The organism is Paenibacillus sp. F024, assembly GCF_057814255.1.
In genome coordinates, this window is record NZ_JBVASZ010000051.1 from 1 (window position 1) to 22,997 (window position 22,997).

Genomic DNA, 22,997 nt, shown 5'->3' on the forward strand with positions numbered 1-22,997 from the left:
GCAAAAGCATCGGAGTATACTACAGCGGCACAGAATACTATGCGATCCGCAACGTATGTCCGCACCAGCAGGTCGAGCTGTGCAAAGGGAAATTCACGGGAACGACGCTGGAGTCCAAGCCGCATGAATATATTTACGGCAGAGAAGGCGAAATCCTGACCTGCCCGTGGCACGGCTGGGAGTTCGATGTGAAGACCGGCAAAGCGCTGGTCGACCCGGACAGATACAGAGTGAAAGTATACGATGTATCGGTTGAAAACAACAGAGTATTGGTACACATGGATTAATCGATACTCATATCAAAGCCCTTGGACAGATCAACTATCCAAGGGCTTTTTCTACCGCGCAGCATTACAATGTAATGATTTGATAATCCTCTGAAATGAGCTTGGCGATGCTCGCATGACCTTCAAAGTCTTTTGACGCTGCGATGCTTGCTTTTTGAATGTCCTCCTTGGCTCCAAATGCTCCGGCACAGTAATCGCAAGCCTCGATAACACCCAAGGCTTTGATTTTTTTATACAGCGGGTTGAACGGATGGCTTGCGTCTTCAAAGCGGCCGATCCACAATGTTCCCTCACCGTCGAAGATGAGCTTTACTTGACCTCCTGCGGCATTGATTTCCTCCGTATACAGCAGTCCATGAACCGCTCTTCCCAGTTCCTTTTCGCTTGCATGAACAAAAATAGCCACATTTTTCATCAATAGCTCTCTCCTTGAAAAGAATAATGCTATTCTGTCCAAGAGCCGTCATTTCCATTCTGTTTTCAGTACATAATCCCATCCGTCCCGGTTGTTTACCTCATTTAAAAAAAGTTAAAAAAAACATTTGCATTTCTCTTCAAAAACTGATATATTAATTCTTGTCGCTGTTGAGGGATGAACAAGCATCCCGCCAGTCAGTGCGGAAGTGGCTCAGGGGTAGAGCATCGCCTTGCCAAGGCGAGGGTCGCGGGTTCGAATCCCGTCTTCCGCTCCATTATAAATATGTGCCCTTAGCTCAGCTGGATAGAGCGTTTGACTACGAATCAAAAGGTCGGGAGTTCGAATCTCTCAGGGCACGTAGTAAAACAAGTGAACTGAGTTAGATGAGAACGGTGGAGTTCGTCGGAGCATAAGCTTCGATAGGATAACATCGCAGTCGGCCTGAAAGGCCGCATCTCTCAGGGCACGCCATAGTGTTACGGGACGTAGCTCAGCTTGGTAGAGCACCTGGTTTGGGACCAGGGGGTCGCATGTTCAAATCGTGTCGTCCCGACCATAAATTGATGCGGGTGTAGTTCAATGGTAGAACTCCAGCCTTCCAAGCTGGTAGCGTGGGTTCGATTCCCATCACCCGCTTACGTAATGCAAAAAAAGCTTCCGATCGTTATCGATCGGAAGCTTTTTTTGCATTACTTTGGATTTTTCGTTGAGTGTATGAAAAATTTCATTTATTTTGCAAGAGATATAAGAAAATTTTGTTGATAATTTTCAAATTGTAGAATATAATTCCAGTAAATAGAGGAAAAAATATGAAAATTTGTGCTATTAGGGGGAACTATGAAAGTAACGCTTAAAGATATCGCTGAGAAGGTCAATGTATCCATTTCTACGGTTTCTAGGGTACTGAACGAAGGCTCGAATGGAGCGGAGGATGCGGTACATTTGCGCATTCTCAAGGTTGCTGAAGACTTAGGCTATAAACGCGTGAAAAAAATAGAACAAATTCGCAAGAAAATTTCAGAAAAGAAAATCGGATTAATTATTAACAAGATGAAAGATAAATACCATGATCCTTATTTCTCCGAGTTGATTTACGGATTGGAACGGGAATTGCTGGATCAGGGATATACTTTAGGCTTTACCTATGACGCTCAGGATTTAAGCCATATGAGTATCATGGACGAAATTCAAGCCAACGATTACGGAATCATATGCATAGCAACTAGTACCGAGCTTTTAGACCGATTGTCTAAAAAAGTGCATTACATCATTAGTGTCGGGGGTACCCCTGAATTGGATATCGATTACGTCACCGTTGATTTTGAAAAGGGAGCAAGTCAGAGTGTAAATCATCTGTTGCATTTGGGGCACAGGAAGATTGCATATATCGGTTCGAGTTCTTTCCAATCGACCGTTTCCTTAGAAAACGAAGGACGATTTTTGGGCTATAAGCATGCCTTGGAGCACCAAGGGGTTGCACTTCGTCAAGAGTGGATAGCTGATGGGCAGTTTACGATCGGCGGCGGATATGAGGCGATGAAGCAAATACTTATGGCCAAGGATCGTCCTACCGCTTTATTTACGGCCAGTGACCAGATGGCTCTGGGAGCGTATCGGGCTATACAGGAAGCCGGATTGTCGATCCCCGGAGATATAGCCGTGGCATCCTTTGACGATATCGAAATGTCTCAATTTATGCACCCGCCGTTGACCACGGTTAAAGTGGATAAAGAAGAGCTGGGCAGAATAGCGGTCAAATTGTTCATCCAACGGATCGAAGGATCTTTACCGCTGCCGATGGCGAGCTTTCTTCCGACGAGGCTAGTCGTTCGTGAGAGCTGCGGGTATTCATCGAAATAGCTGTTGTGACTTGAAAGGGGTGATGCATCCTATCGTAAGGCTGTTGGACTACAGGGGTTTGCTTTACTTGCAGCACGTTTTGGTGCAAAGGTTCAGGGGTTAACTAATGTGGTGAAAGGTGAGGATCTATGGAAACGACTTTTCGCAAATTGGTTTATGGCGGGTTAACTACGGCCTTGTCTATGGCCGTGCTGACCGGTTGTGCGGCTGAGAAAACAGCGCCCCCGCAAAGCAGCGGGGATCCGAAAGCGGACGGGCAGGCATCAGGCGCTAAGGAAACGATTGAATTTGTTTATTGGGCAAGCGCTGGCGGGGAAGAGGATGGCTTTAAAAATCTGGTCGCCGATTTTGAAGCGAAGCACCCCGATATCAAAGTCAATGCCCAGCAGGTACCGCCTCCGAATCAGGGGGATTACTACACAAAAATCCAAACGAGAATTGCCGGAAACAATGCGCCGGATGTGTTCCGGGTCCAATACCAGAAGATCGGAGAATTCGCCAGCCAGGATGCCTTGCTGGATGTGTCGGATACGTTCGCTAAGGATAAGGGGAATTTTAATCAAAGTCTTTTGACAGCGGTTACATTTAAGGACAAGATATACGGCCTGCCTCATCATACGGATACGTTAGCCGTTTTTTATAATAAAACCTATCTGGATAAGCTAGGTATCAAAGCCCCGGACAAAATCGAGGAAGCCTGGACCTGGGAGGAACTGTTGGATGTCGCCAAGAAGCTTCAGGACCAAAAGTTGGCTACATACGGGATTGCTTCCAACTGGACGGCCTCATCGGCTTATCGTACATTGCCTTATTTCTTCCAGAACGGGGCTTCCCTTGTAACGGAGGATTTAAAGCGGGGTAACGTAGAGACGCCCGAAGCCATTGAAACCTTGCGATTTCTGCAGATGATGTTCAAAAACCATATGTCTCAAGGAAACAGCATGAAGGGAACTGATGATTATAACCTTCTGTTTACGACGGGTAAAGCTGGTTTGCTCATCAACGGGAACTGGATGATTCCAAGGTGGGAGAAGGAAATGAAGGATTACGAGTGGGGAGTAACCTTTATGCCGCGCAAGAAGTCCATGGCCTCAGATCTGGGCGGCAATGCGTTAACAATCCCGGTGAACAGCAAGCATCCGGAAGCGGCCAAGAAATTCTTGGCCTTCGTGGGTGAAAAGGAAAACATGAAGAAGTTCGTTGAGAAAGGCTTGTTCCTGCCGGGACGTACGGATATTGAAGGACCGTTCAATTATAGCGTGAAAGAACCGGCGATAATAAATAAATTTATAGAACAATCCAAAACCGTGCCTAAAGCGATGGCGAATACGGTAACCCTGACCAGCTTCGCCAAGCTTAATCAAGCGCTGGCCGATGCGTTGGAAGGCTTGTTCGCCCAAGGCATATCTCCCGAACAAACGGCCCAAGCATTGAATAAAAAGGTTAATGATATTTTAGGCGCTAAATAGTTCATGATGTAAAAATGGATAGGGGGGCTAACGGTGCCTGGTCTGATCAATTGGTATCAAAAACGGTCGATAAAAATAGCACCTTACCTATTTATTACTCCGAATATCCTCTTGTTCTTTGTGTTTATGATTTTTCCGATTTTATTTACATTTTATATCAGCTTTCACAAGTGGACGATCCTGGGGAAGCCCGATTTTGTGGGCCTAAGCAACTATTATCAGCTGCTGACGGACCATGTATTCTGGATTTCGCTGTGGAATACCCTCTACTATACGATCGGCACCGTTCCCTTCAGTATGGCTCTAGGCTTGGCCGGGGCGATTCTGCTCAATCGCAAGATCCCCCTGCGGGCATTCTTTCGGGGCGTCTTTTTCGCTCCTGTCGTGGTTTCGCTGGTGGCTACAGGCTTAATTTGGTCATGGATGTATAATCCGAACTACGGTCTGTTTAATCATCTGCTGCAGTCTGTGGGCATCGGGGGCGTCAACTGGCTTTCCTCTACCGCCTGGGCTATGCCGGCTGTGATCATTACGACGCTTTGGGTGCGTACCGGCTATTGTTTGGTCATTTACTTGGCAGGCCTACAGGCCATTCCCGACTCCCTGTATGAAGCGGCGGAGATCGACGGTGCGAACGCATGGCAGAAATTTTGGTATGTAACCTTGCCTTTGCTAAGACATACCACGACATTTGTGCTGGTTATTTCCGTCATTTACGGGTTTATGGTATTCGACCTGATCTACACCATGACAAATGGCGGACCCGGTCATTCGACGACGGTGATTGTTCAGTATATTTTCCAGAAAGCATTCGTTGAAGGAGATATGGGATACGGGTCGGCGCTCGGTGCGGTGCTGTTCCTGATCATGATGGTCTTGGCTGCGATTCAATTAAGATTGGGGAGGGAAAAAGGATGAAAGCGCATGAAGCAACCGGCTACAAAAAAAGGTTCATCCTAACCCCGGCGATCCCCAAGTTGAATCGGAGCTCATGGAAAACCAGTGTGATCTTTCTCGTTCTTTGCACTTCGGCCGCCTTGTTTTTGCTTCCTTTTATCTGGATGCTTTCCACCGCACTAAAAACGCCTGCGGAAGCGGCCGGAAGCAGGATACATCTCATTCCGGATAAGCTGATGTGGAGCAATTTCGGGGATGCGCTGAATGCCGCGCCGTTCATGGGCTACGTTGGGAACAGCTTGATTGTCGCTGTCTTCTCTGTCGTCATGACGGTCTTCATTAACTGTTTGGCCGGCTATGCTTTTGCTAAATATAACTTTGTTGGAAAAACGGCGCTTTTTATGATGGTTTTGAGCACCCTGATGATCCCTACGCAAATCATTATGGTGCCCAACTTCTATATCTTGAAGGAGTTGGATTGGATCAATACCTACACGGGACTCATCGTTCCGCGGGGCGCGGAGGCGTTCGGTCTTTTCCTTGCAAGGCAGTACATTATGAACATTCCCGACTCCCTTATTGAAGCAGCGAGAATTGACGGTGCGGGCGAGTTCAAAATCTTTAACCGGATTATCCTGCCTAACGTGAAGCCTTTGATCGCGGTACTGGTCATTTTCACCTTTATGTGGAGATGGAACGATCTGATTTGGCCGCTGATCGCCGTCTCCGAGAAGAGCATGTACACCGTGCAACTGGGCCTGGCGATGGTCAAAGGGGAGCATTACATCGATTGGACGATGACCATGTGTCTGACACTGCTGTCCATCATTCCGATCATGATTGTATTCCTGCTGTTCCAGCGTTACTTTGTTCAAGGAATGGTCAGTTCAGGAACAAAAGAATAGGCAAGCATAGGAGAGAGAATATCATGATTACGGGAGGAACTACCATGGCTAAGATTACGATTGTGGGAGCGGGAAGCGTAGTTTTCGCAAAACGATTGATTACGGATATTTTATCGTTTCCCGAGCTTTCGGACACCACCTTCAGCTTAACCGATATTCATCCGATCCGCTTGAAGACCGCAGAGCAAATGGCTGGAAAATTGGTGGAGCAGCATGGCAATCGAGGGCGGGTCGAAGCAACGCTCGACCGCAGGGCTGCCTTAACGGGCGCAGATTATGTGCTGAACCTCATCCAGGTGGGCATGCATGAGGCGACCTTAAAGGATTTTGAGATCCCGAGAAAATACGGTATAAAGCAGACCATCGCCGATACGCTGGGGATTGGCGGCGTGTCCAGAACCCTGCGTACAGCACCGATCATGCTCGATTTCTGCCGTGAAATGGAAGAGGTCTGTCCTGACGCTCTCTTGCTTAACTATACGAACCCCATGGCGATGCTGATGCTGGCCGTAGCGAAGGCGAGCTCCGTCAAGGCGGTCGGGCTGTGTCACAGTGTCCAGAATACGGCCGACGATCTGGCTTCCTATCTTAACATTCCGGTAGAAGAGCTGGATTACAAGGTGGCCGGCATTAACCATATGGCATGGTTCCTGGAGCTCAAGCGGAAGGGGGAGGATTTGTACCCCAAGCTCTTTCAGGCGATGGAGCAAGAGGAGATCTTCGCCAAAGACAAGGTCCGCTTCGAAATGATGCGGCGGCTGAACTATTTTGTGACCGAATCCAGTGAGCATATGTCCGAGTATACGCCTTATTTCAATAAGCGGGATGATTTGATTCAGCGCTTTGATATTCCGATTGACGAGTACATCCGCAGAAGCGAGCGAAACCTGCTGCGATTTGAGGAAACCAGGCGGAAAATCGAGAACGGCGAATCGTTTGAAACGGATACAAGCCATGAATACGGCGCTCCGATTATCCATTCCATTGAAACGGGTGCCGATCGGGTGATTTGGGGGAATGTCCTCAATACCGGTCTCATTGCCAACCTGCCGCAAAATGCATGCGTGGAGGTTCCCTGCCTGGTAAACAAGGGTGGCATACAGCCCTGCTATGTGGGGGAGCTTCCGCCGCAGCTTGCAGCGATGAACATGACGAATATTAATGTTCAGCAGCTTACGGTTGAAGCGGTGCTCACAGGCAATATAGATTACGTATATCAAGCGGTGATGCTCGACCCGCATACCTCGTCCGTATTGTCCTTGGATGAAATCTGGGCTATGACCCAAGAATTATTGGATGCCCATGCCGATGTATTGCCTAAATTTACAAAAGGGAGGAATTATATACCCAATCCGTCCTTGTCCAAGGTAGGGAGCGTCTGACGATGAAGGCTGCAAAGGGCTGCCCTTTAAGAGGGGCAGCCCTTTGATTATCCCCGAAGCAGCGATTCAACGCCGTCGATGTATATTTCGGTGCCTGAAATGTGGGAAGATTCTTTGCCGGCCAGGAACAGCACCAGATCCGCTACCTGCTCTGAAGAGCCCGGCCCCCGGGCAAGCGGTTGGTCGCCCTCCGGGAATTCGACCGGAATGCGAATCTCCTCCAGCGCCGGACGCTTATGCGTGCTGGCGTCGATGTTGGTTTCAATCGCCCCGGGGCATATGGCGTTGACGCGAATCCCGTACTGCGCCAGCTCCAGGGCGGCCATCTTCATAAAGGCGACTTGACCGGCCTTGGTGGTGCTGTAAGTGCTGAAGCCAAAGTTAGAGAATACGCGATTTCCGTTGATGGAGCTTGTGATGATTATACTGCCGCCATTTGTTTTCATGTGGGGAATCGCATACTTTACGGTGAGGAAGGTGCCTCTCAGATTAATGTCCACCACCTGCTGCCAATCGGCCACTTCCATGTCCTCGATCGAGGTCATGACGCCGTTGATGCCGGCGTTGGCGCAAACGATATCGAGCCGTCCCCAGTGCTGTGCGGCTTGCTTAACGGCAGCCTCCATGTCGCTTGGCACCGAGAGGTCCGCGACGATCGCTATAGCATTGCCCCCTTGGGCTTCGATTTGTTTTTTTGTTTCGTCAAGCTCAGCCCCGGTTCTTCCCAAGATGCACACCTTGGCTCCGTGTTCGCTTAGCAGCAGAGCGGAGGCTTTGCCGATGCCCGAACCCCCGCCCGTGACAAGAGCGGTTTTACCTTCGAGCCTTCTATATTTACCAACCGTTGACGCTGCATTTGAATTCATTTGATTTCTCCCTCCATATTCGTACGCAGCTTCGGCCTGAAGCGAAGCCACACCATTTTAATTACCATATATACCGGTATGACAAACAGCATACCGAGGATTCCCGCGACTTCGGCGGATATAATCAACAGCAGAAGCACGGTTAACGGGTGAAGATCCATCCGGGTACCGAATACTTGAGGCGACACCAATATATTCTCCGCCAGCTTAGCGATCACAACGATGACGACAACCCACAAGGCCATGGCGGAGGATTCTGTGAATGCGACGATAAAGCTTGGCACCGTACCGATGATCGGTCCAATGAGAGGAATCAGGTTCATGACCATGGCGAACAGGGCCAGCAGCATCGGATAGGGAAGATCGATGAAAAAAAATCCGATATAGACCATCACTCCTACCAGTAGACAGACCACGATACGACCCTTCGTATAATCCCCCAAGAGGGTATCGATCTCCGTCAGCAGCTCCTCCGCCGTCCTATCGACTTTCTCCGGAAGCCAGTCCAAAAGCGATCTCTTGGCCTTATGCCCCTCTGTCAGCCAATAATACAAGATGACGGGAATCGCTGTCAGGATGAGGAGCGTGCTTGTCACAAGGCTTAGTAATCCCGTCATGTAAGCCGTGGCGATGGCGATGCTGCGGCTTACCCATTCCGAAACTCTTTCTGTCAGGTTAAAGCCGTCCGACGGAAAGAAAGCGGAAAGAAAACGGTTCTCTTGGAAATGCTCCAGCTGTACGCGCAGCCCTTCGAGAAGCTCAGGCATATTATACAGAAAGAGATTTAACTGACTCTGAAGCATGGGACCCAGGCCGATAATGAGCAGTGCCGTCACTGCGGTCAGGACCACATAGATCAGCAGTACCGCTTCTTTACGCCTCATCCCCCGGCGTTCCCAGAGGAAGACCAGCGGCCGCAGCAGGTAGTAAAAGAAGCCGGCCGCAGCAAACGGGATCAACAGCATTTTGACCATGGTGTAAATCGGCGTCAAGAGAAAGCTGATCCGGATGAATAAATTAATGATGATCAGCAGCAGGATCAGACCCACGCCGATACGAAACCAACGGCTTTGCAGCACGAGGACCACTCCACTTCCTTTTACCTGTCGCTGCCGGGGATGAAGCTTTAAAGCGAGCGATACAAAATGCGGTACCCGAGCGGGTCGAGCTTAATGTTCATCATCCCGTCCTCGGGGTACACATCCTCGCCCGAGAGCGCATCCTTCCAATCGCTCGTTTCCATCGGATGAGTCAGTATCGTCTCTTCCTCCGTGTTATTCATCCATACGGTAAAATGCATTGAATCATCGATCCGCTCGTAAATAATCCGCGAATCGCCGGGATCGGCCTTTAGGAAACGGAATCTGCCCTTGCGGAGGACGTCGTATTCCTTGCGCAGCGCGATCATCAGCTTATAGAAGTCGTACAGCTCATTGTCCTGTTTATCCTGATCCCACTCCATGCACTTGCGGCAATCCGGATCATTACCGCCGCTTAGCCCGATTTCGTCCCCGTAAAAGATGCAGGGAGTCCCCATATAAGTCAACAGAAACACGACACAAAGCTTGAGCCGCCTCTTGTCTTCACCGACGCTGGTCAGGATACGGGGGGTATCATGGCTGCATAATAGATTGAAGATCACCTCGTTGGTTTGCTGCGGATAACGCATAAGCAGGAAGCCCATGCTGCTTGAAAAGGTATACCCATCGATGTGGGAGCCGGAGAAGAACTCCAATACTTTGGAGGAGAAGGGGTAATTCATCACCGAATCAAATTGATCACCGAGAAGCCATTTCATGGAGTCGTTCCACACTTCACCGACGATGTAAGCTTCGGGGTTAGCCGTTTTTACCACCTTGCGGAAGTCGCGCCAAAACTGGTGATCGATCTCGTTGGCTACGTCGAGCCTCCATCCGTCGATTTGGACTTCTTTGACCCAGTATTCGGCGACATCCAGCAAGTATCTCTTTACTTCCGGGTTCGCGGTGTTGAATTTAGGCATATGCTCGAAAAATCCGAACGTATCATAAGTGGGAATGCCGTCTTTGACCTCCAGCGGATATTCGCGTACATGAAACCAGTCGACATACATAGAATCCTCACCGTTCTTAACCAGATCCTGAAACGGAGGAAAATCCACGCTGCAGTGGTTGAACACGGCATCCAGCACCACGCGAATTCCCCGTTCGTGGCAGGCATCTACCAAATCTTTTAAGGTGTCGATATCGCCAAACTGCGGATCCACCTTTTTGTAATCCAGCGTATCGTATTTGTGATTGGACGGGGAACGGAAAATCGGCGTAAGATATAGCGCGTTGACGCCCAAATCTTCTATGTAGTCCAGATGATCGATGATCCCCTGCAGATCCCCGCCGAAGTTGTTATCCGGTGTCGGTTGGCCTCCCCATACCTCGGTTCCTTCCGGATCATTGTCGGGATTGCCGTTGGCGAAACGGTCAGGGAAAATTTGGTAAAAGACGGCCGATTTCGCCCATTCCGGTGCGGAATGCGTATCGATTTCGTGGATATAGGGAAAATCGTAGTATCCTCCGGGGGGATAGGGCTGTTCATCGTAAATTCCGGTTTCAATCATCCACGCGGTTTCCTCGCCCGCTCTCATGCGGAATCCGTAAGAAACCCTGCGGTAGGCCGGTTTGATATGCGCCTCCCAATAATCGAACCAGTCATCCGAAGCGGTTTTCATCATCGGGCATTCCGCATAGGTGCGATCCCAATCGTATTTGTCTCCCGTAACCGCATGGATTTGCTCCACATCGCCGCGTTTGGTGCGAACCCGAAGATGTACGGTATCACGGGCATAGGCATAAGCCCAATTGCTGTGAGAAACGTGATAAAAGCATTCTCTTAGCATAGCGTCAGCTCCTTCGACCATAGGCCGGTTTATCAACCTATTAACCTGCGTTCCGGGAATCTAAACAGGGACCCCAAAACTGGCCTCCGGCAGGCTTAACGGCTCAGGTTTTTCATATGATAATCAGCGTCGGAACAACATCGGCCGGGATAGCTCAAGGCTTGCTGACATTATTTTTGTTTTTTTAATTTGAACATAACCTTGCTTTTTCTAGAGAAAGATAAGATTGCCTTTACTTCCATTCATTGCACCTGTTATTGCAACCGGGAGTCCTCAATCCGGCAATGATGTCAATTTATAGGTTCGAATTACCGAATATTCGGACTACATGGTTGAGCGCGGATGTGTTAAAATAGTGGTTATGATTTGCATTGGTAGGATGGAGGATGACTCATGTCGGAATCAACTGGTTTGACCAATAAAAACACGTCCAACAATTTGCTGCGCAGAGACGTAAGGTTTCTCGGGCATATTTTGGGCGAAGTGCTTGTGCATCAGAGCGGAAATGAGCTGTTTACCATTGTAGAGAGAATCAGAGAAATGAGTAAATCGCTGCGTGCCGAATATTCACCGGAAATGGTTGCAGAGCTCAAAGACACGATGAAAGGCTTGGAGCCGGAAATCCGGTATCAGGTCATTCGCGCTTTTGCCATTTACTTCCAATTAATTAATATTGCGGAGCAAAATCACCGTATTCGCCGCAAGCGCGACTATGAGCGTACGGCAGGAGAGAACGTGCAGCCCGGATCGATCGAGGATTCGGTTCGCGCGCTGAAAAATCTCGGCATCGGCTTTGACGAGGTGCGGGAAATGATTCAGGGCATCTCGCTGGAGCTGGTCATGACCGCGCATCCGACGGAGGCTACCCGCCGCGCGGTGCTCGATATTCATAAGCGCATTGCCAGCGACGTCATGGAACTGGACAACCCGAACCTGTCGTTCCGTGAACGGGAGCAGCTGAGGGAGAATCTGCTCGGAGAAGTCATTACCCTTTGGCAGACCGATGAGCTGCGGGACCGTAAGCCTACGGTCATCGACGAGGTTAAAAACGGCCTGTATTATTTTGACGAAACCTTGTTCGACGTGCTTCCCCAGGTATACCAGGAGCTGGAGCGCTGCCTGCAAAAATATTATCCGGAAGCGTCGTGGCACGTTCCGACGTACCTGAAATTCGGTTCCTGGATCGGCGGCGACCGTGACGGCAATCCGTCCGTAACTTCCAAGATTACGTGGCAAACGCTCACGATGCACCGGAATCTGGTCCTGAAGAAATACGAAGAGCAGCTGTCCGGACTTATGCGGCATATGAGCTTCAGCAAGAATATCGTTAATGTAACGGAAGAACTGCTGGATTCCATTCAAAAGGACCGGGAGAACGTTACTCTTCCTCCAGGTGTGGTGTGGCGTAATCAAAATGAGCCGTACCGCATTAAAGTGAAATACATGATTCAAAAAATTCGAAATACGGCCGACGCGAATATTGCGGAAGATCAAAAATATAACAACCCGTCCGAGCTTATGAATGATTTGCTGGTGATGGAACGCAGCCTGCGCAATCATTATGCCGATTTTATCGCCGATACGTATCTGCGCAAAATCATCCGCCAAGTTGAACTGTTCGGCTTCCATCTTGTTGCCTTGGATGTCCGGCAGCACAGCAAGGAGCATGAAGCGGCCATGACGGAGATTTTGGCCAAGATGAGCATTTGTCCGGATTACGGCGCTTTGACGGAAACGCAAAAAATCGAACTGCTGACAGGCATACTGAATGATCCCAGACCGATTACATCGCCTTACCTGCAGTATACCGAATCGACACAGGAGTGCCTGGACGTATACCGTGTGATCCGCAAAGCACAGCAGGAATTCGGACGGAACTGCATATCCAGCTACTTGATCAGTATGACGCAGGGGGCCAGCGATCTTCTGGAGGTGCTTGTTTTCGGTAAAGAAGCGGGGCTGTATCTGCATGAAGCCGACGGCTCGATTACCTGCACGCTGCAGTCCGTTCCTCTGTTCGAGACGATTGACGACCTGCATGCGGCGCCTGACATTATGACGACGCTGTTCCAAATTCCGGCATACCGGAACAGCTTGAACAGCACGAACCATTTGCAGGAAATCATGCTCGGTTACTCCGACAGCAACAAGGACGGCGGCGTGATTACCGCCAACTGGGAGCTGCGTGTGGCGCTGCGCAGCATTACGGCTGCAGCCAAGCCGTTCGGCGTAAAGCTGAAGTTTTTCCATGGCCGCGGCGGCGCTTTGGGCCGCGGGGGTATGCCGCTGAACCGCAGCATCCTGGCGCAGCCGGCAGATACGGTCGGCGGAGGCATCAAGATTACGGAGCAGGGCGAGGTGCTCTCCTCGCGTTATTCGATGAAGGGCATTGCATACCGCAGTCTCGAGCAAGCGACCTCCGCGCTCATCACAAGCGCCTTATGGGCGAAGAATCCGCCAACCAACGACGCGGAGCAGGGCTGGGAAGAAATTATGCTCGGGATTTCCGAGAAGGCGCAGCAGAAGTATCAGGATTTGATCTTCCGGGATCCGGATTTCTTAACGTTCTTCAAGGAATCGACGCCGCTTCCGGAGATTGGCGAGCTGAATATCGGCTCCCGCCCGTCCAAACGGAAAAACAGCGACCGTTTCGAGGATCTCAGAGCGATCCCGTGGGTGTTTGCGTGGACGCAGAGCCGGTATTTGCTTCCGGCCTGGTACGCTTCAGGTTACGGATTGAACAGCTTCTATCAAGAAAATCCGGAAAATTTGAAAGTCATGCAGGATATGTATCAGAACTGGTCGTTCTTCCGCTCGCTGATCGATAACCTTCAGATGGCGCTGGCTAAGGCCGACCTGCAAATTGCTAAAGAATACAGCAGCATGCTCCATGATCAGGCGATTGCCGAACGCATTTTTAAGCTGATTGAAGACGAATACCGTCAAGCCTCGGAGCTTATTTTGCAGATCACAGGCCAACAGGAAATTCTCGACAATGTGCCTGTGATTCAAGAGTCGATTCGCTTGCGCAACCCTTACGTCGATCCGCTGAGCTATATGCAGGTGGGTCTCTTGTCGGAGCTTCGCTCGCTGCGGGAGCAGGGAGATGATGACTCGCTGCTGCGCGAGGTGCTGTTGACGATTAACGGTATTGCCGCAGGACTTCGCAATACGGGCTGATGAAGAAAGGTGTACAATCCGGGACTTGGCATGGCCAAGCTTCCCGGATTTTTTTCAATGTCGTTAAAGCATCGTCAGATTCGAAGGCTCGGTTCTTGATGACCGGCCCTTCTTTTGCAGAAGACTATACAGCGGGGGGAAGGATTTGGTATGCTTTTTATGAATTGCAAGGATCGTGATCGCTAAGAGATTAGCTGTCTTTGAAGAATCCGAACGCGGCACAGGTGTGACAGGGTCCGATTCGGAGTTGGAGGTAGGTAGGTGAATCAACTGGACACCCGGCTCGCCAAGCTTGCCCGCGGGGGAGATCGAGCGGCTTTTGCCGAATTGGTGGAGCTTTATAAGGAAAAAATTTATCATCTCGCTTACCGGATGCTGCAAAATCGGCATGAGGCGGAGGAGATTGTGCAAGAGACATTCTTACGGGTATATACCAACCTGGATCGGTATGACGAGGAGCAAAAATTTTCCACCTGGATTTACCGGATCGGAACGAATCTTTGCATCGACCGCCTCCGCAAACGCAAGGTCAATTATTCTTTGGATGCGGAGATGGGCGACGGGGATGGTACCGACTGGTACTCCACGCTGGCAAGCAGCGAGGAAACGCCCGATCAGCAGGTGCTTCTGTCGGAGACGCAATCGCAGATTCGCCAAAGTATAGAGACTCTGCCGGAGAAATATAAGGCGGTCGTCATCTTAAGATATTTACAGGACTTGTCTTTACAAGAGATTAGCGAAGTGCTTTCGATGCCGGTAACGACCATCAAAACACGCTTGCACCGCGGCAGGGAATTTTTGAGAAAAAAATTAGAGCAGGTTTTATAAGTTTTTTGAAACATCTGCTCCATTCATGCGTAATGTATTGCACAAGCTGCGTAGGAAAGAAGAAAGGAGTGGCTTATGATGGACTGTAAGGAAGCCCTCCCTTTGCTGCATGAGTATTTGGACGGGGGATTGGATCGAAGGGAGTCGGCGGCGCTAAAGGAGCATGTGCTGGTTTGCGAAGCATGCCGGCGGTGTCTTCAACAATACGAGAAGGTAGAAGCGCTTGTCCACGCCGTGCCCCCGCAGCCGGTGCCGGAGGGTCTCACGGAACGGGTGATGCAAGCGTTGCCCCCGGTTCGGGAATACCATCCATGGTACCAATGGGTTCGCAGGCATCCGGCGGCATCGGTGGCGGCTGTGTTTTTTCTCGTGGTGATGTCGGTCTTTGTCTCTTCATGGAACGATGATCGGGAGCTGCTTGTTAAAGGAAATGATCTGCAATCGGTCGTCATCCAAGGGAGTACGGTCTATGTACCCGAAGGTAAGAAAGTGGCAGGGGATTTAACGGTCGAGAACGGAGAGCTTAAAGTTGACGGTGATATTGAAGGCAATATCGTTGTTATCGACGGGTCGGTGAATTTAGCCTCAACGGCGCATATCTCCGGACAAATTAAAGAGATTGACGAAGCGTTCAGCTGGGTGCTGTACAAAATGAACCAATGGTTCACGCTCGTATCAGGCTCAAAATAGTTCAACAGACCTAATTATTATAAAACCTTCCTAATCCATGGTCGAAAGGGAGGGTTTTTTGCTGTAAATATGGTATGATTTAAGGAAGGGGATAACAATAGAAAGATAACACCGCGGTAAGGTTGGGGGCAGACGCGATGGATTGGATTACAGACATTGGAATAACAGACATTATAGATATATTGATTGTCAGTTATGTTATTTACAAGTTGATTCTACTGGTTAGAGGAACACGGGCGATTCAGCTGCTTAAGGGGATTCTCGTGGTTGTGGTGACCTGGGCGCTCAGCTCCTGGTTCAAGCTGAACACACTTCAGTGGATGATGAACCAGATGTTCACCTTCGGGCTTGTGGGTGTCATTATCATCTTCCAGCCGGAGCTTCGCAGGGCGCTTGAGCAGCTTGGACGCGGCAAGCTCTTCAGCCGTACGAACGTGGAGGAAGATCAGGATATCAACCGGCGGATCAATGAGGTGTTGAGAGCTGTACAATATATGGCGCGGCGAAAGATCGGGGCGCTGATTGTATTTGAACGGGAGACAGGACTGAACGATTATGTGGAATCGGGCATTCAGCTTGAATCACAGATCAGCTCGGAGCTGCTCATTAATATTTTCATTCCTAATACGCCGCTGCATGACGGGGCTGTCATTATCAGCAAATCCAAGCTGATGGCGGCGGGCTGTTATTTGCCGTTGTCGGAGAATCCTTTTATCAGCAAGGAGCTCGGGACGCGTCACCGCGCGGCGATCGGCATGAGTGAAGTATCGGATGCCGTGTGCGTCATTGTATCCGAAGAAACGGGTCAGGTATCGCTGGCCATGAACGGGCATGTCCTGCGGGATATTAAAGAGGACGCGCTTCTTGCCAAGCTGTTTGAGGAATTAAAGCCGAAGACGAAGACGAAGGAAAAGAGCCCCATTTGGAAATGGAGGCGGCGGTAAGATGGATCAATGGTTACGCAACACGAATGTCGTCAAGGTAGTGGCTCTGGTTATCGGTATTTTGCTATGGGCCGTTGTACGCATGGACGGCGGCTCGATTCCCGGGTCTACAGGGACGGGGACGGTGGAAGAAACGATTGGGAATGTGGCGGTCACACCCAAGTATAATGAAGATCAATTATTTATTGAGGAAATCTCACCGGCGCAGGTTACGGTTACGATAGCAGGGAGAAGCTCTACGCTGAAGCGCGTCTTGAATTCGGCCAACTATTCGGTGGAGCTGGATTTAACGAACACAGGCAAGGGGGAGCATATGGTACCGCTGACCCCCCTCGGTTTTCCATCCAATGTCTCTGTCAGCATCAGTCCGGCGTATGTTAAAGTAGTTGTCGATGAGAAGAAAAACAAATCGATGCCGGTAACGGTTCAGGTGACAGGGACACCGGCTGTCGGATTGAGGGCGGGACAGCCGGTAGTGAAGCCGAAGCAGGTCACTGTAGCCGTCCCGAGCCGGATATACGAGTCGGTGGAGTCGGTTCGGGCCGATGTTGATGTAGATAAGGCGGATTCACCGGTCACAAGCCAGGCGAAGCTGATTGCTTATGACAAGGCGGGTAAGGCGATTGAGGAGGCTATCATCAATCCTGCGGTCGTGGAAGTGGAAGTGCCGATCACCAGTCCATTCAAGCTGGTGCCGCTGCAAGTAAAGCTGGTTGGCGAACCGCCGCCGGGCTTTGCGGTCTCGGCTATTCAACAAAGCATCGACAAGGTTACGGTCTACGGGACCCAGGAAATGCTGGACCGGCTTGAGTTCTATGATGGGCCGCAGGTGGATCTCGCCGGACTGAAAGAAAATAAAGAATTCACGCTGACGATTCCGCTTCGGGGCGGTGTAAAGCAGCTTGATTCTGCAGAGGTCACGGTAAGCATCAGCATTGTGCCGTCCCAATCCAAAACGTTGGAGTCTATTCCGCTGTCGATCATCGGGCAAAATGACGGCTTTGAAACGAATGTGCTGCTGCCGGAATCAGGGCGAGTAAGCCTCACGGTCGAGGGGGCGCCGCCACTGATTGACAAGCTGACCCCTCAGGATGTGCAGGCCATTCTGGATGTGAGCAATTTGCCCCCGGGCCGGCATGAGGTGCCGATCACATGGAACCTGCCGACCTTTGTGAAGAAAGGGTCTCAGCAAAATGTCACAGCGACGGTCGAAATCCGTGCGAAGGAGGGCGAGCCTGCGGCTCCTTCCGGCACCGCGAATCCTTTGCCTGCACCATAGCTGGTTTAGCGTCGATTTGACCCGCGTGCTGAAATTGGTGGATAATAAGAATTATTCGTTTTTATGAAGGTATTGTACTTGAGGAGAGATAAAACAATGGGGAAATATTTTGGAACCGATGGCGTACGCGGGGTGGCCAACCAAGGGCTGACGCCGGAGCTTGCATATAAAATCGGCCGCTGCGGCGGCTTTGTTCTTGCCGGGGAAGTGAATAGACCGAATGTTGTGATCGGCCGCGATACGCGGATTTCCGGTCCGATGCTGGAGGCTGCGCTTGTAGCAGGATTGTTGTCGATCGGCGCCAACGTGATCCGTCTTGGTGTCGTAACGACACCGGCGGTTGCTTATTTGACACGGACATTGAAGGCCGACGCCGGCGTCATGATCTCAGCCAGCCATAATCCGGTGGAGGATAATGGCATCAAGTTTTTCGGAGCGGACGGCTTTAAGCTGTCTGATGAGACGGAGCTTGAGATCGAACGCTTGATGGATGCGGAGATGGACGAGCTTCCGCGGCCGGTAGGCGGCGATATCGGATCGGTAACGGATGACGATCAGGCTAAATTCATGTACCTGGATTTTGTGAAATCAACGGTGGCTTCTTCCTTTAAAGGCTATCGCATTGTGCTCGATTGCGCTCACGGGGCGGCCTACGAATTGGCTCCCAAGGTATTTGAGGCGCTGGGTGCCGAAGTGATTTCGATCGGCGCTGAGCCTAACGGCCGTAACATTAACGAAGGCTTCGGCTCCACGCATCCAGAAAAGCTGCAGAAGCTGGTGGTGGAGCGGGGCGCGCATATCGGACTGGCCTTTGACGGGGATGCGGACCGCTTGATTGCTATCGATGAGAATGGCGAAGAGGTCGACGGCGACTTTATTCTGAGCATTTGCGGTCATGCGATGAACCAGGCGGGCAAGCTTCGTCAGCAGACGATTGTCACCACGGTAATGAGCAACATCGGATTCTTCAAAGGCATCGAGGCGTTCGGTATGAAGGCGGCCAAGACGGCTGTCGGAGACCGCTACGTTATGGAGGAAATGCGCAAAGGCGGATATAACCTGGGCGGAGAGCAGTCCGGACATGTGATTTTCCTCGATTACAATACAACGGGCGACGGTATTTTGACCGCACTCCAGCTGATGGACACGGTCGTGCAATCTGGAAAAAAATTGAGCGAACTGAAGCAAATTATGCGTAAGTACCCCCAAACTTTGGTTAATGTTCGTGTGGCGGATAAAAGCAAGCTGAAGGATAATACCGCTGTGGAAACGGCGATCCGCAAGGTTGAGGAAGAGCTCGGCGACAACGGACGCGTATTGGTACGGCCATCCGGGACGGAGTCTCTGATTCGCGTCATGGCGGAAGGGCCGGATAAGGAGCAGGTAGAAGCCTACGTACAGCGAATTGCCGAAGTCATTCAGCGGGAGCTGGTTTAAATCTGCTTCTGCAGGCATTTTAAATAGGTTTGACACCCAGCCTTACGGTTTCGGGAGGGGCTCCTGATATTGTAAGGCTGGATTTCTATAGATTAACCAGGTATCAAAGCCATTGGATGAAAACACCATGAAAATTAAGTTGCATATCCCTGGCAAAATGAATAAGATGGAAATATGTCGACTTTAAAGAGAAAGGTGGGCCGCAGCGATTATTCAGTTAAGCGCCAGAACTGAGCTGGCTGTTTCTGATGTCTTGCGTTTTGTCTGCGCATTCGGTCATGGTAATCTCGGAATCTTCCGGGATTTGTAAATTTTCTTGGACAACGCGGAAGACGGTAAGCATCAGGCGGCGGTTCAGTTGACGAGGTGAAGGTGTTCGAACATTCGGCGGGGGCCTTCCGGTAAATGATCCATACCGCAAAGTCGAAATGCAAAACGTCCGGGCGACCGGACCGACAAGAATTCGACGGGATCAAGGGAAATGATTATGTGTTGATTATGTTGTTTTATACTGTAGGAGGTACTTATTCTATGTGTGGTATTGTTGGTTATGTAGGGAATCGTAATTCCCAAAATATATTGATTGAAGGATTGAAAAAGCTGGAATATCGCGGGTATGATTCGGCCGGTGTAGCCGTTTATACTTCCGAAGGGCTGCAGGTCAAGAAATCGAAGGGCCGTCTGGCTAACCTGGAATCCAAGCTTGGAGAAACGCCGCTGAGCGGAACGATCGGGATTGGACATACCCGTTGGGCAACTCACGGCAAACCATCGGATATCAACTCGCACCCGCATACGGACAACTCCCTGAAGTTTTCCGTCGTGCATAACGGAATTATCGAGAACTACATGTCGCTTAAGGAGGAGCTCACGGAGAAAGGTCACGTATTCGTATCGGAAACGGATACCGAAGTGATTTCTCACCTGATTGCCAGCCTGTATGAAGGCGACATCGTCAAAGCGGTACAAAAAGCGGTCACCCGGATGAAAGGCGCCTTTGCTTTGGGGGTATTGACCGAGTATGAACCGGATAAGCTGGTTGCGGTTCGTTTAGCCAGCCCGCTCATCATTGGCGTGGGGGAAGGCGAGAACTTTATCGGCTCCGACATTCCCGCCATCCTCGAATATACGCGAAACGTGTATATTTTGAATGACGGGGAAATGGCGGTTTTGACACGAGATGGTGTCGAATTAATGACGCTTGAGGGGAATTTTATTTCCCGGGAATTATTTCATGTCGATTGGGACATCGTTACGGCAGAAAAAGCCGGATACGATCATTTTATGCTGAAAGAAATCCACGAGCAGCCTAAAGCTTACCGTGATACGATGGGCTCCAGATTGGATGCGTCCGGTAAGAAAATCGTACTTAATGAAGTTGGGATGACGGCACAGCAGATCAAGGCGATTCGCCAGGTTCATATTGTGGCCTGCGGAACGGCATATCATGCAGGGCTTGTCGGTAAAACGGTGATTGAGAAGCTGGCCCGTATTCCGGTGGAAACGGATGTAGCCTCCGAGTACCGTTACCGTGCTCCGATCATTACACCGGAAACATTGGTTATCGTAGTTAGCCAATCCGGTGAAACGGCAGATACCCTCGCAGCATTGCGTGAAGCGAAGCGCTGCGGTGCGCGTGTGTTGGCTATCACCAACGTCGTAGGCAGCTCGGTTGCCCGTGAAGCGGACGATGTCATCACGACATGGGCCGGCCAGGAGATCGCTGTAGCCTCAACCAAAGCCTATACATCGCAGTTAATCGCGTTCTATCTGTTCGGATTGTACCTTGCTCAAACGCTGGGTTCACAAGATGATGCCTATATCGCCGAAGTGATCGCCGGATTAAAGGAACTGCCTGAGAAGGTAGAGCAGATTCTTGCTCAATCGGAGACGATCAAGAACGTGGCAGAGCAAATTTCGACACATGAGAACCTGTTCTTCATCGGCCGCGGCCTCGATTATGCCGTAGCTCTGGAAGGCTCCTTGAAGCTGAAAGAGATTTCCTACATTCATTCCGAGGCTTATGCAGCCGGAGAGCTGAAGCACGGAACCTTGGCCCTGATCGAAGAAGGCATCCCTGTCATCGCGCTGGCGACCCAGGAGGAATTGTTCGAAAAGACACTGAGCAATATTAAAGAAGTTACTGCCCGCGGCGCCCATGTATTCGGCCTCCATTCGGAAGGCCATACCGAGCTTGCCAAGGCCGCCGACGAAGTGTTCGCAATCCCGGCAACACTGCCTCTGTTAACTCCGGCGCTGTCCGTTGTTCCGCTGCAGCTGCTGAGCTACTACGCATCGCTTGCCCGCGGCAACGATGTCGACAAACCCCGGAACTTGGCAAAGAGCGTTACGGTGGAGTAGTAGGGAGAGGCGTTTGGGGTAAATTGTCTGGTGATAAAAAAGTGTGGAACCAGTTAAAAAAGTGTGGAACTGAACTTGTGACATCAAGAGCCGTCCTGAAATACTAGGACGGCTTTAATTTTAATACAAATGATACGAGAGTTATACAAAAGTTGAATAACGCAGCAGCGGTAGTCTAGGACATTTCTGCGTCCCGGACTGCCTCTGTTTCGTTTATCAAGGTTAGTCTTAAGCTTATTTTGCAAATATTGGTGATTTGAATTTATAAATTAGATCTACAAAGTCAGTTTTCTCTGAACTTGAGGCTGTAATGAGAAAATAAAGTTGTGGACTGTGAAAATAAGTTCTAGACTGACTGCCCAGTTCATTGCGGAACTTTCCAATCCATGGAAACGTATATGGATTATCGACAAACAAAGGAGTAAGTCGGTCTGGTGGTTCCGCAAAGTGAGAGGTGACTATGCTAAGAGTAATACTGGAGTTAGTTCGGATTATTTTAATAATGGTATTTCTTGGGTCACTTTTTGGATATTTAATAAAAACTATCTACTCTGAAGTCGGCTTATACAATGAAAAATATGAATGGGCTTTAATTCTTGGCATATACATTCTGATTTTTGTTTTATACAGAAATAAACTGCAATTCAGTGGGTGGTACACAGATAAGGGAAGAGAAAAACTGCCTAAAAGGGGAACTCAACTTTTTCTTATCATCTCTGTTTTGTTTATTTCATCACCAGTTTTTCTAAGTTTCGCCTTGCACTAATGGAGACAAGAGTTGAATACACATATACTATGGAGCTGCCGCGGAACGACGCTGGTAGCTCCGTTAAACTATCGGGCAGGACACTGCAACTTCCAATAGTAAGAAACGAATAAATTATGAGATGAGTTGAAGTCCTAAACCTGAATACTTCAGATGGAGGGGAAGGATTGAACAAGTATGTGTTTTATATAGTTACATGTGTAATTTGTATCTTGTTACCAGTAGTTGGTCTTTTATATGGTTTGTGGGATAGCCATCAACCCAAAATAGGACCTGTCGGAGACGGAAAAACGAATTATCCCACAATACCTCAAATGATACCTATTGTATCGTGTTTTATTCTTGGAGTGGTGAATTTACCTATTGCCATAATGCGTTACAGACAAAACAAAAAGACTAATATAGACAAAAAAAATTAGTGCTTGTTACGCTCCCTCGAAATGATTTGGTTTTCTCACTCAGACTCATGAATTCGCAGGATTTCACCTTTAGTTTAGCGCGAGATAAGAAGGGAACAGAGGAGCCGGTAGCTTGGAACAACTGAAAGGGCATGCAG

At 49.8% G+C, this 22,997-nt stretch carries 18 protein-coding genes and 4 tRNA genes; 18 read left to right on the forward strand and 4 right to left on the reverse strand.

Annotation, left to right across the window (positions count from 1 at the left end; all coding sequences use genetic code 11):
- Window positions 1-287, forward strand: a 287-nt coding sequence (locus ACZYR9_RS25600; protein ID WP_488981236.1) for a Rieske (2Fe-2S) protein, incomplete at its 5' end; no start/stop codon positions are given.
- A 64-nt stretch (window positions 288-351) separates the two neighbouring features.
- Here the strand turns inward: ACZYR9_RS25600 and ACZYR9_RS25605 are convergent.
- The gene (locus ACZYR9_RS25605; protein ID WP_488981237.1) at window positions 352-702 is read right to left on the reverse strand and encodes a DsrE family protein; all 351 of its coding nucleotides are present in this window, start codon (window positions 700-702) and stop codon (window positions 352-354) included.
- 202 nt (window positions 703-904) lie between these two features.
- Here ACZYR9_RS25605 and ACZYR9_RS25610 point away from each other — a divergent pair.
- From ACZYR9_RS25610 to ACZYR9_RS25650, 9 genes are all read left to right on the forward strand, one after another.
- Window positions 905-979: transfer RNA gene (locus tag ACZYR9_RS25610), tRNA-Gly, on the forward strand.
- 10 nt (window positions 980-989) lie between these two features.
- Window positions 990-1,063, forward strand: a tRNA-Arg gene (locus ACZYR9_RS25615).
- A gap of 121 nt (window positions 1,064-1,184) precedes the next feature.
- A tRNA-Pro gene (locus tag ACZYR9_RS25620) sits at window positions 1,185-1,261 on the forward strand.
- A 9-nt stretch (window positions 1,262-1,270) separates the two neighbouring features.
- A tRNA-Gly gene (locus ACZYR9_RS25625) sits at window positions 1,271-1,341 on the forward strand.
- A gap of 201 nt (window positions 1,342-1,542) precedes the next feature.
- Window positions 1,543-2,565 carry a LacI family DNA-binding transcriptional regulator gene (locus ACZYR9_RS25630; protein ID WP_488981238.1) on the forward strand — a complete coding sequence of 341 codons (1,023 nt, stop codon included), beginning with the start codon at window positions 1,543-1,545 and terminating at the stop codon, window positions 2,563-2,565.
- A gap of 128 nt (window positions 2,566-2,693) precedes the next feature.
- Window positions 2,694-4,034, forward strand: coding sequence for an ABC transporter substrate-binding protein (locus tag ACZYR9_RS25635; protein ID WP_488981239.1), 1,341 nt, complete (start codon window positions 2,694-2,696; stop codon window positions 4,032-4,034).
- A gap of 33 nt (window positions 4,035-4,067) precedes the next feature.
- Window positions 4,068-4,952 (forward strand): carbohydrate ABC transporter permease, encoded by an 885-nt coding sequence (locus ACZYR9_RS25640; protein WP_488981240.1) that lies wholly within the window; start codon window positions 4,068-4,070, stop codon window positions 4,950-4,952.
- Complete coding sequence (locus ACZYR9_RS25645; RefSeq protein ID WP_488981241.1) at window positions 4,949-5,836, forward strand: carbohydrate ABC transporter permease; 888 nt, start codon at window positions 4,949-4,951, stop codon at window positions 5,834-5,836. The genes ACZYR9_RS25640 and ACZYR9_RS25645 overlap by 4 nt, the downstream gene beginning before the upstream one ends.
- Before the next feature lie 44 nt (window positions 5,837-5,880).
- Window positions 5,881-7,218 carry an alpha-glucosidase/alpha-galactosidase gene (locus tag ACZYR9_RS25650; RefSeq protein ID WP_488981242.1) on the forward strand — a complete coding sequence of 446 codons (1,338 nt, stop codon included), beginning with the start codon at window positions 5,881-5,883 and terminating at the stop codon, window positions 7,216-7,218.
- Between the two features lie 47 nt (window positions 7,219-7,265).
- Here the strand turns inward: ACZYR9_RS25650 and ACZYR9_RS25655 are convergent, their stop codons facing one another.
- Genes ACZYR9_RS25655 through ACZYR9_RS25665 form a run of 3 tightly spaced genes read right to left on the reverse strand, consistent with a single transcriptional unit; the run spans window position 7,266 to window position 10,956 of the window.
- Complete coding sequence (locus tag ACZYR9_RS25655; protein WP_488981243.1) at window positions 7,266-8,084, reverse strand: SDR family oxidoreductase; 819 nt, start codon at window positions 8,082-8,084, stop codon at window positions 7,266-7,268.
- Window positions 8,081-9,163: an AI-2E family transporter gene (locus ACZYR9_RS25660; RefSeq protein ID WP_488981244.1), complete on the reverse strand. Its 1,083-nt coding sequence runs from the start codon at window positions 9,161-9,163 to the stop codon at window positions 8,081-8,083. The genes ACZYR9_RS25655 and ACZYR9_RS25660 overlap by 4 nt, the downstream gene beginning before the upstream one ends.
- Window positions 9,164-9,210: 47 nt before the next feature.
- A complete protein-coding gene (locus ACZYR9_RS25665; RefSeq protein WP_488981245.1) occupies window positions 9,211-10,956 on the reverse strand; it encodes an alpha-glycosidase in 1,746 nt (581 codons plus the stop codon).
- A gap of 393 nt (window positions 10,957-11,349) precedes the next feature.
- On the opposite strand from ACZYR9_RS25665, the gene ppc reads away from it, so the two are divergent.
- The 8 genes from ppc (at window position 11,350) to ACZYR9_RS25705 (ending at window position 22,860) form a co-directional block, all read left to right on the forward strand.
- Window positions 11,350-14,136, forward strand: a complete 2,787-nt coding sequence (gene ppc, locus ACZYR9_RS25670) for a phosphoenolpyruvate carboxylase (protein ID WP_488981246.1) — start codon at window positions 11,350-11,352, stop codon at window positions 14,134-14,136.
- Window positions 14,137-14,397: 261 nt separating this feature from the next.
- Window positions 14,398-14,964, forward strand: coding sequence for an RNA polymerase sigma factor SigW (gene sigW, locus ACZYR9_RS25675; protein WP_488981247.1), 567 nt, complete (start codon window positions 14,398-14,400; stop codon window positions 14,962-14,964).
- Window positions 14,965-15,039: 75 nt separating this feature from the next.
- Window positions 15,040-15,654 (forward strand): zf-HC2 domain-containing protein, encoded by a 615-nt coding sequence (locus ACZYR9_RS25680; protein WP_488981248.1) that lies wholly within the window; start codon window positions 15,040-15,042, stop codon window positions 15,652-15,654.
- A 137-nt stretch (window positions 15,655-15,791) separates the two neighbouring features.
- Window positions 15,792-16,598, forward strand: coding sequence for a diadenylate cyclase CdaA (gene cdaA / locus ACZYR9_RS25685; protein ID WP_488981249.1), 807 nt, complete (start codon window positions 15,792-15,794; stop codon window positions 16,596-16,598).
- Window position 16,599: 1 nt separating this feature from the next.
- The gene (locus tag ACZYR9_RS25690) at window positions 16,600-17,877 is read left to right on the forward strand and encodes a CdaR family protein (protein ID WP_488981250.1); all 1,278 of its coding nucleotides are present in this window, start codon (window positions 16,600-16,602) and stop codon (window positions 17,875-17,877) included.
- 96 nt (window positions 17,878-17,973) lie between these two features.
- On the forward strand, window positions 17,974-19,314 hold the full coding sequence (glmM, locus tag ACZYR9_RS25695) for a phosphoglucosamine mutase (RefSeq protein WP_488981251.1): 1,341 nt from the start codon (window positions 17,974-17,976) through the stop codon (window positions 19,312-19,314).
- Between the two features lie 531 nt (window positions 19,315-19,845).
- Complete coding sequence (glmS, locus tag ACZYR9_RS25700) at window positions 19,846-21,675, forward strand: glutamine--fructose-6-phosphate transaminase (isomerizing) (RefSeq protein ID WP_488981252.1); 1,830 nt, start codon at window positions 19,846-19,848, stop codon at window positions 21,673-21,675.
- A 933-nt stretch (window positions 21,676-22,608) separates the two neighbouring features.
- Window positions 22,609-22,860 (forward strand): hypothetical protein, encoded by a 252-nt coding sequence (locus ACZYR9_RS25705; protein ID WP_488981253.1) that lies wholly within the window; start codon window positions 22,609-22,611, stop codon window positions 22,858-22,860.
- Window positions 22,861-22,997: the final 137 nt, after the last annotated feature.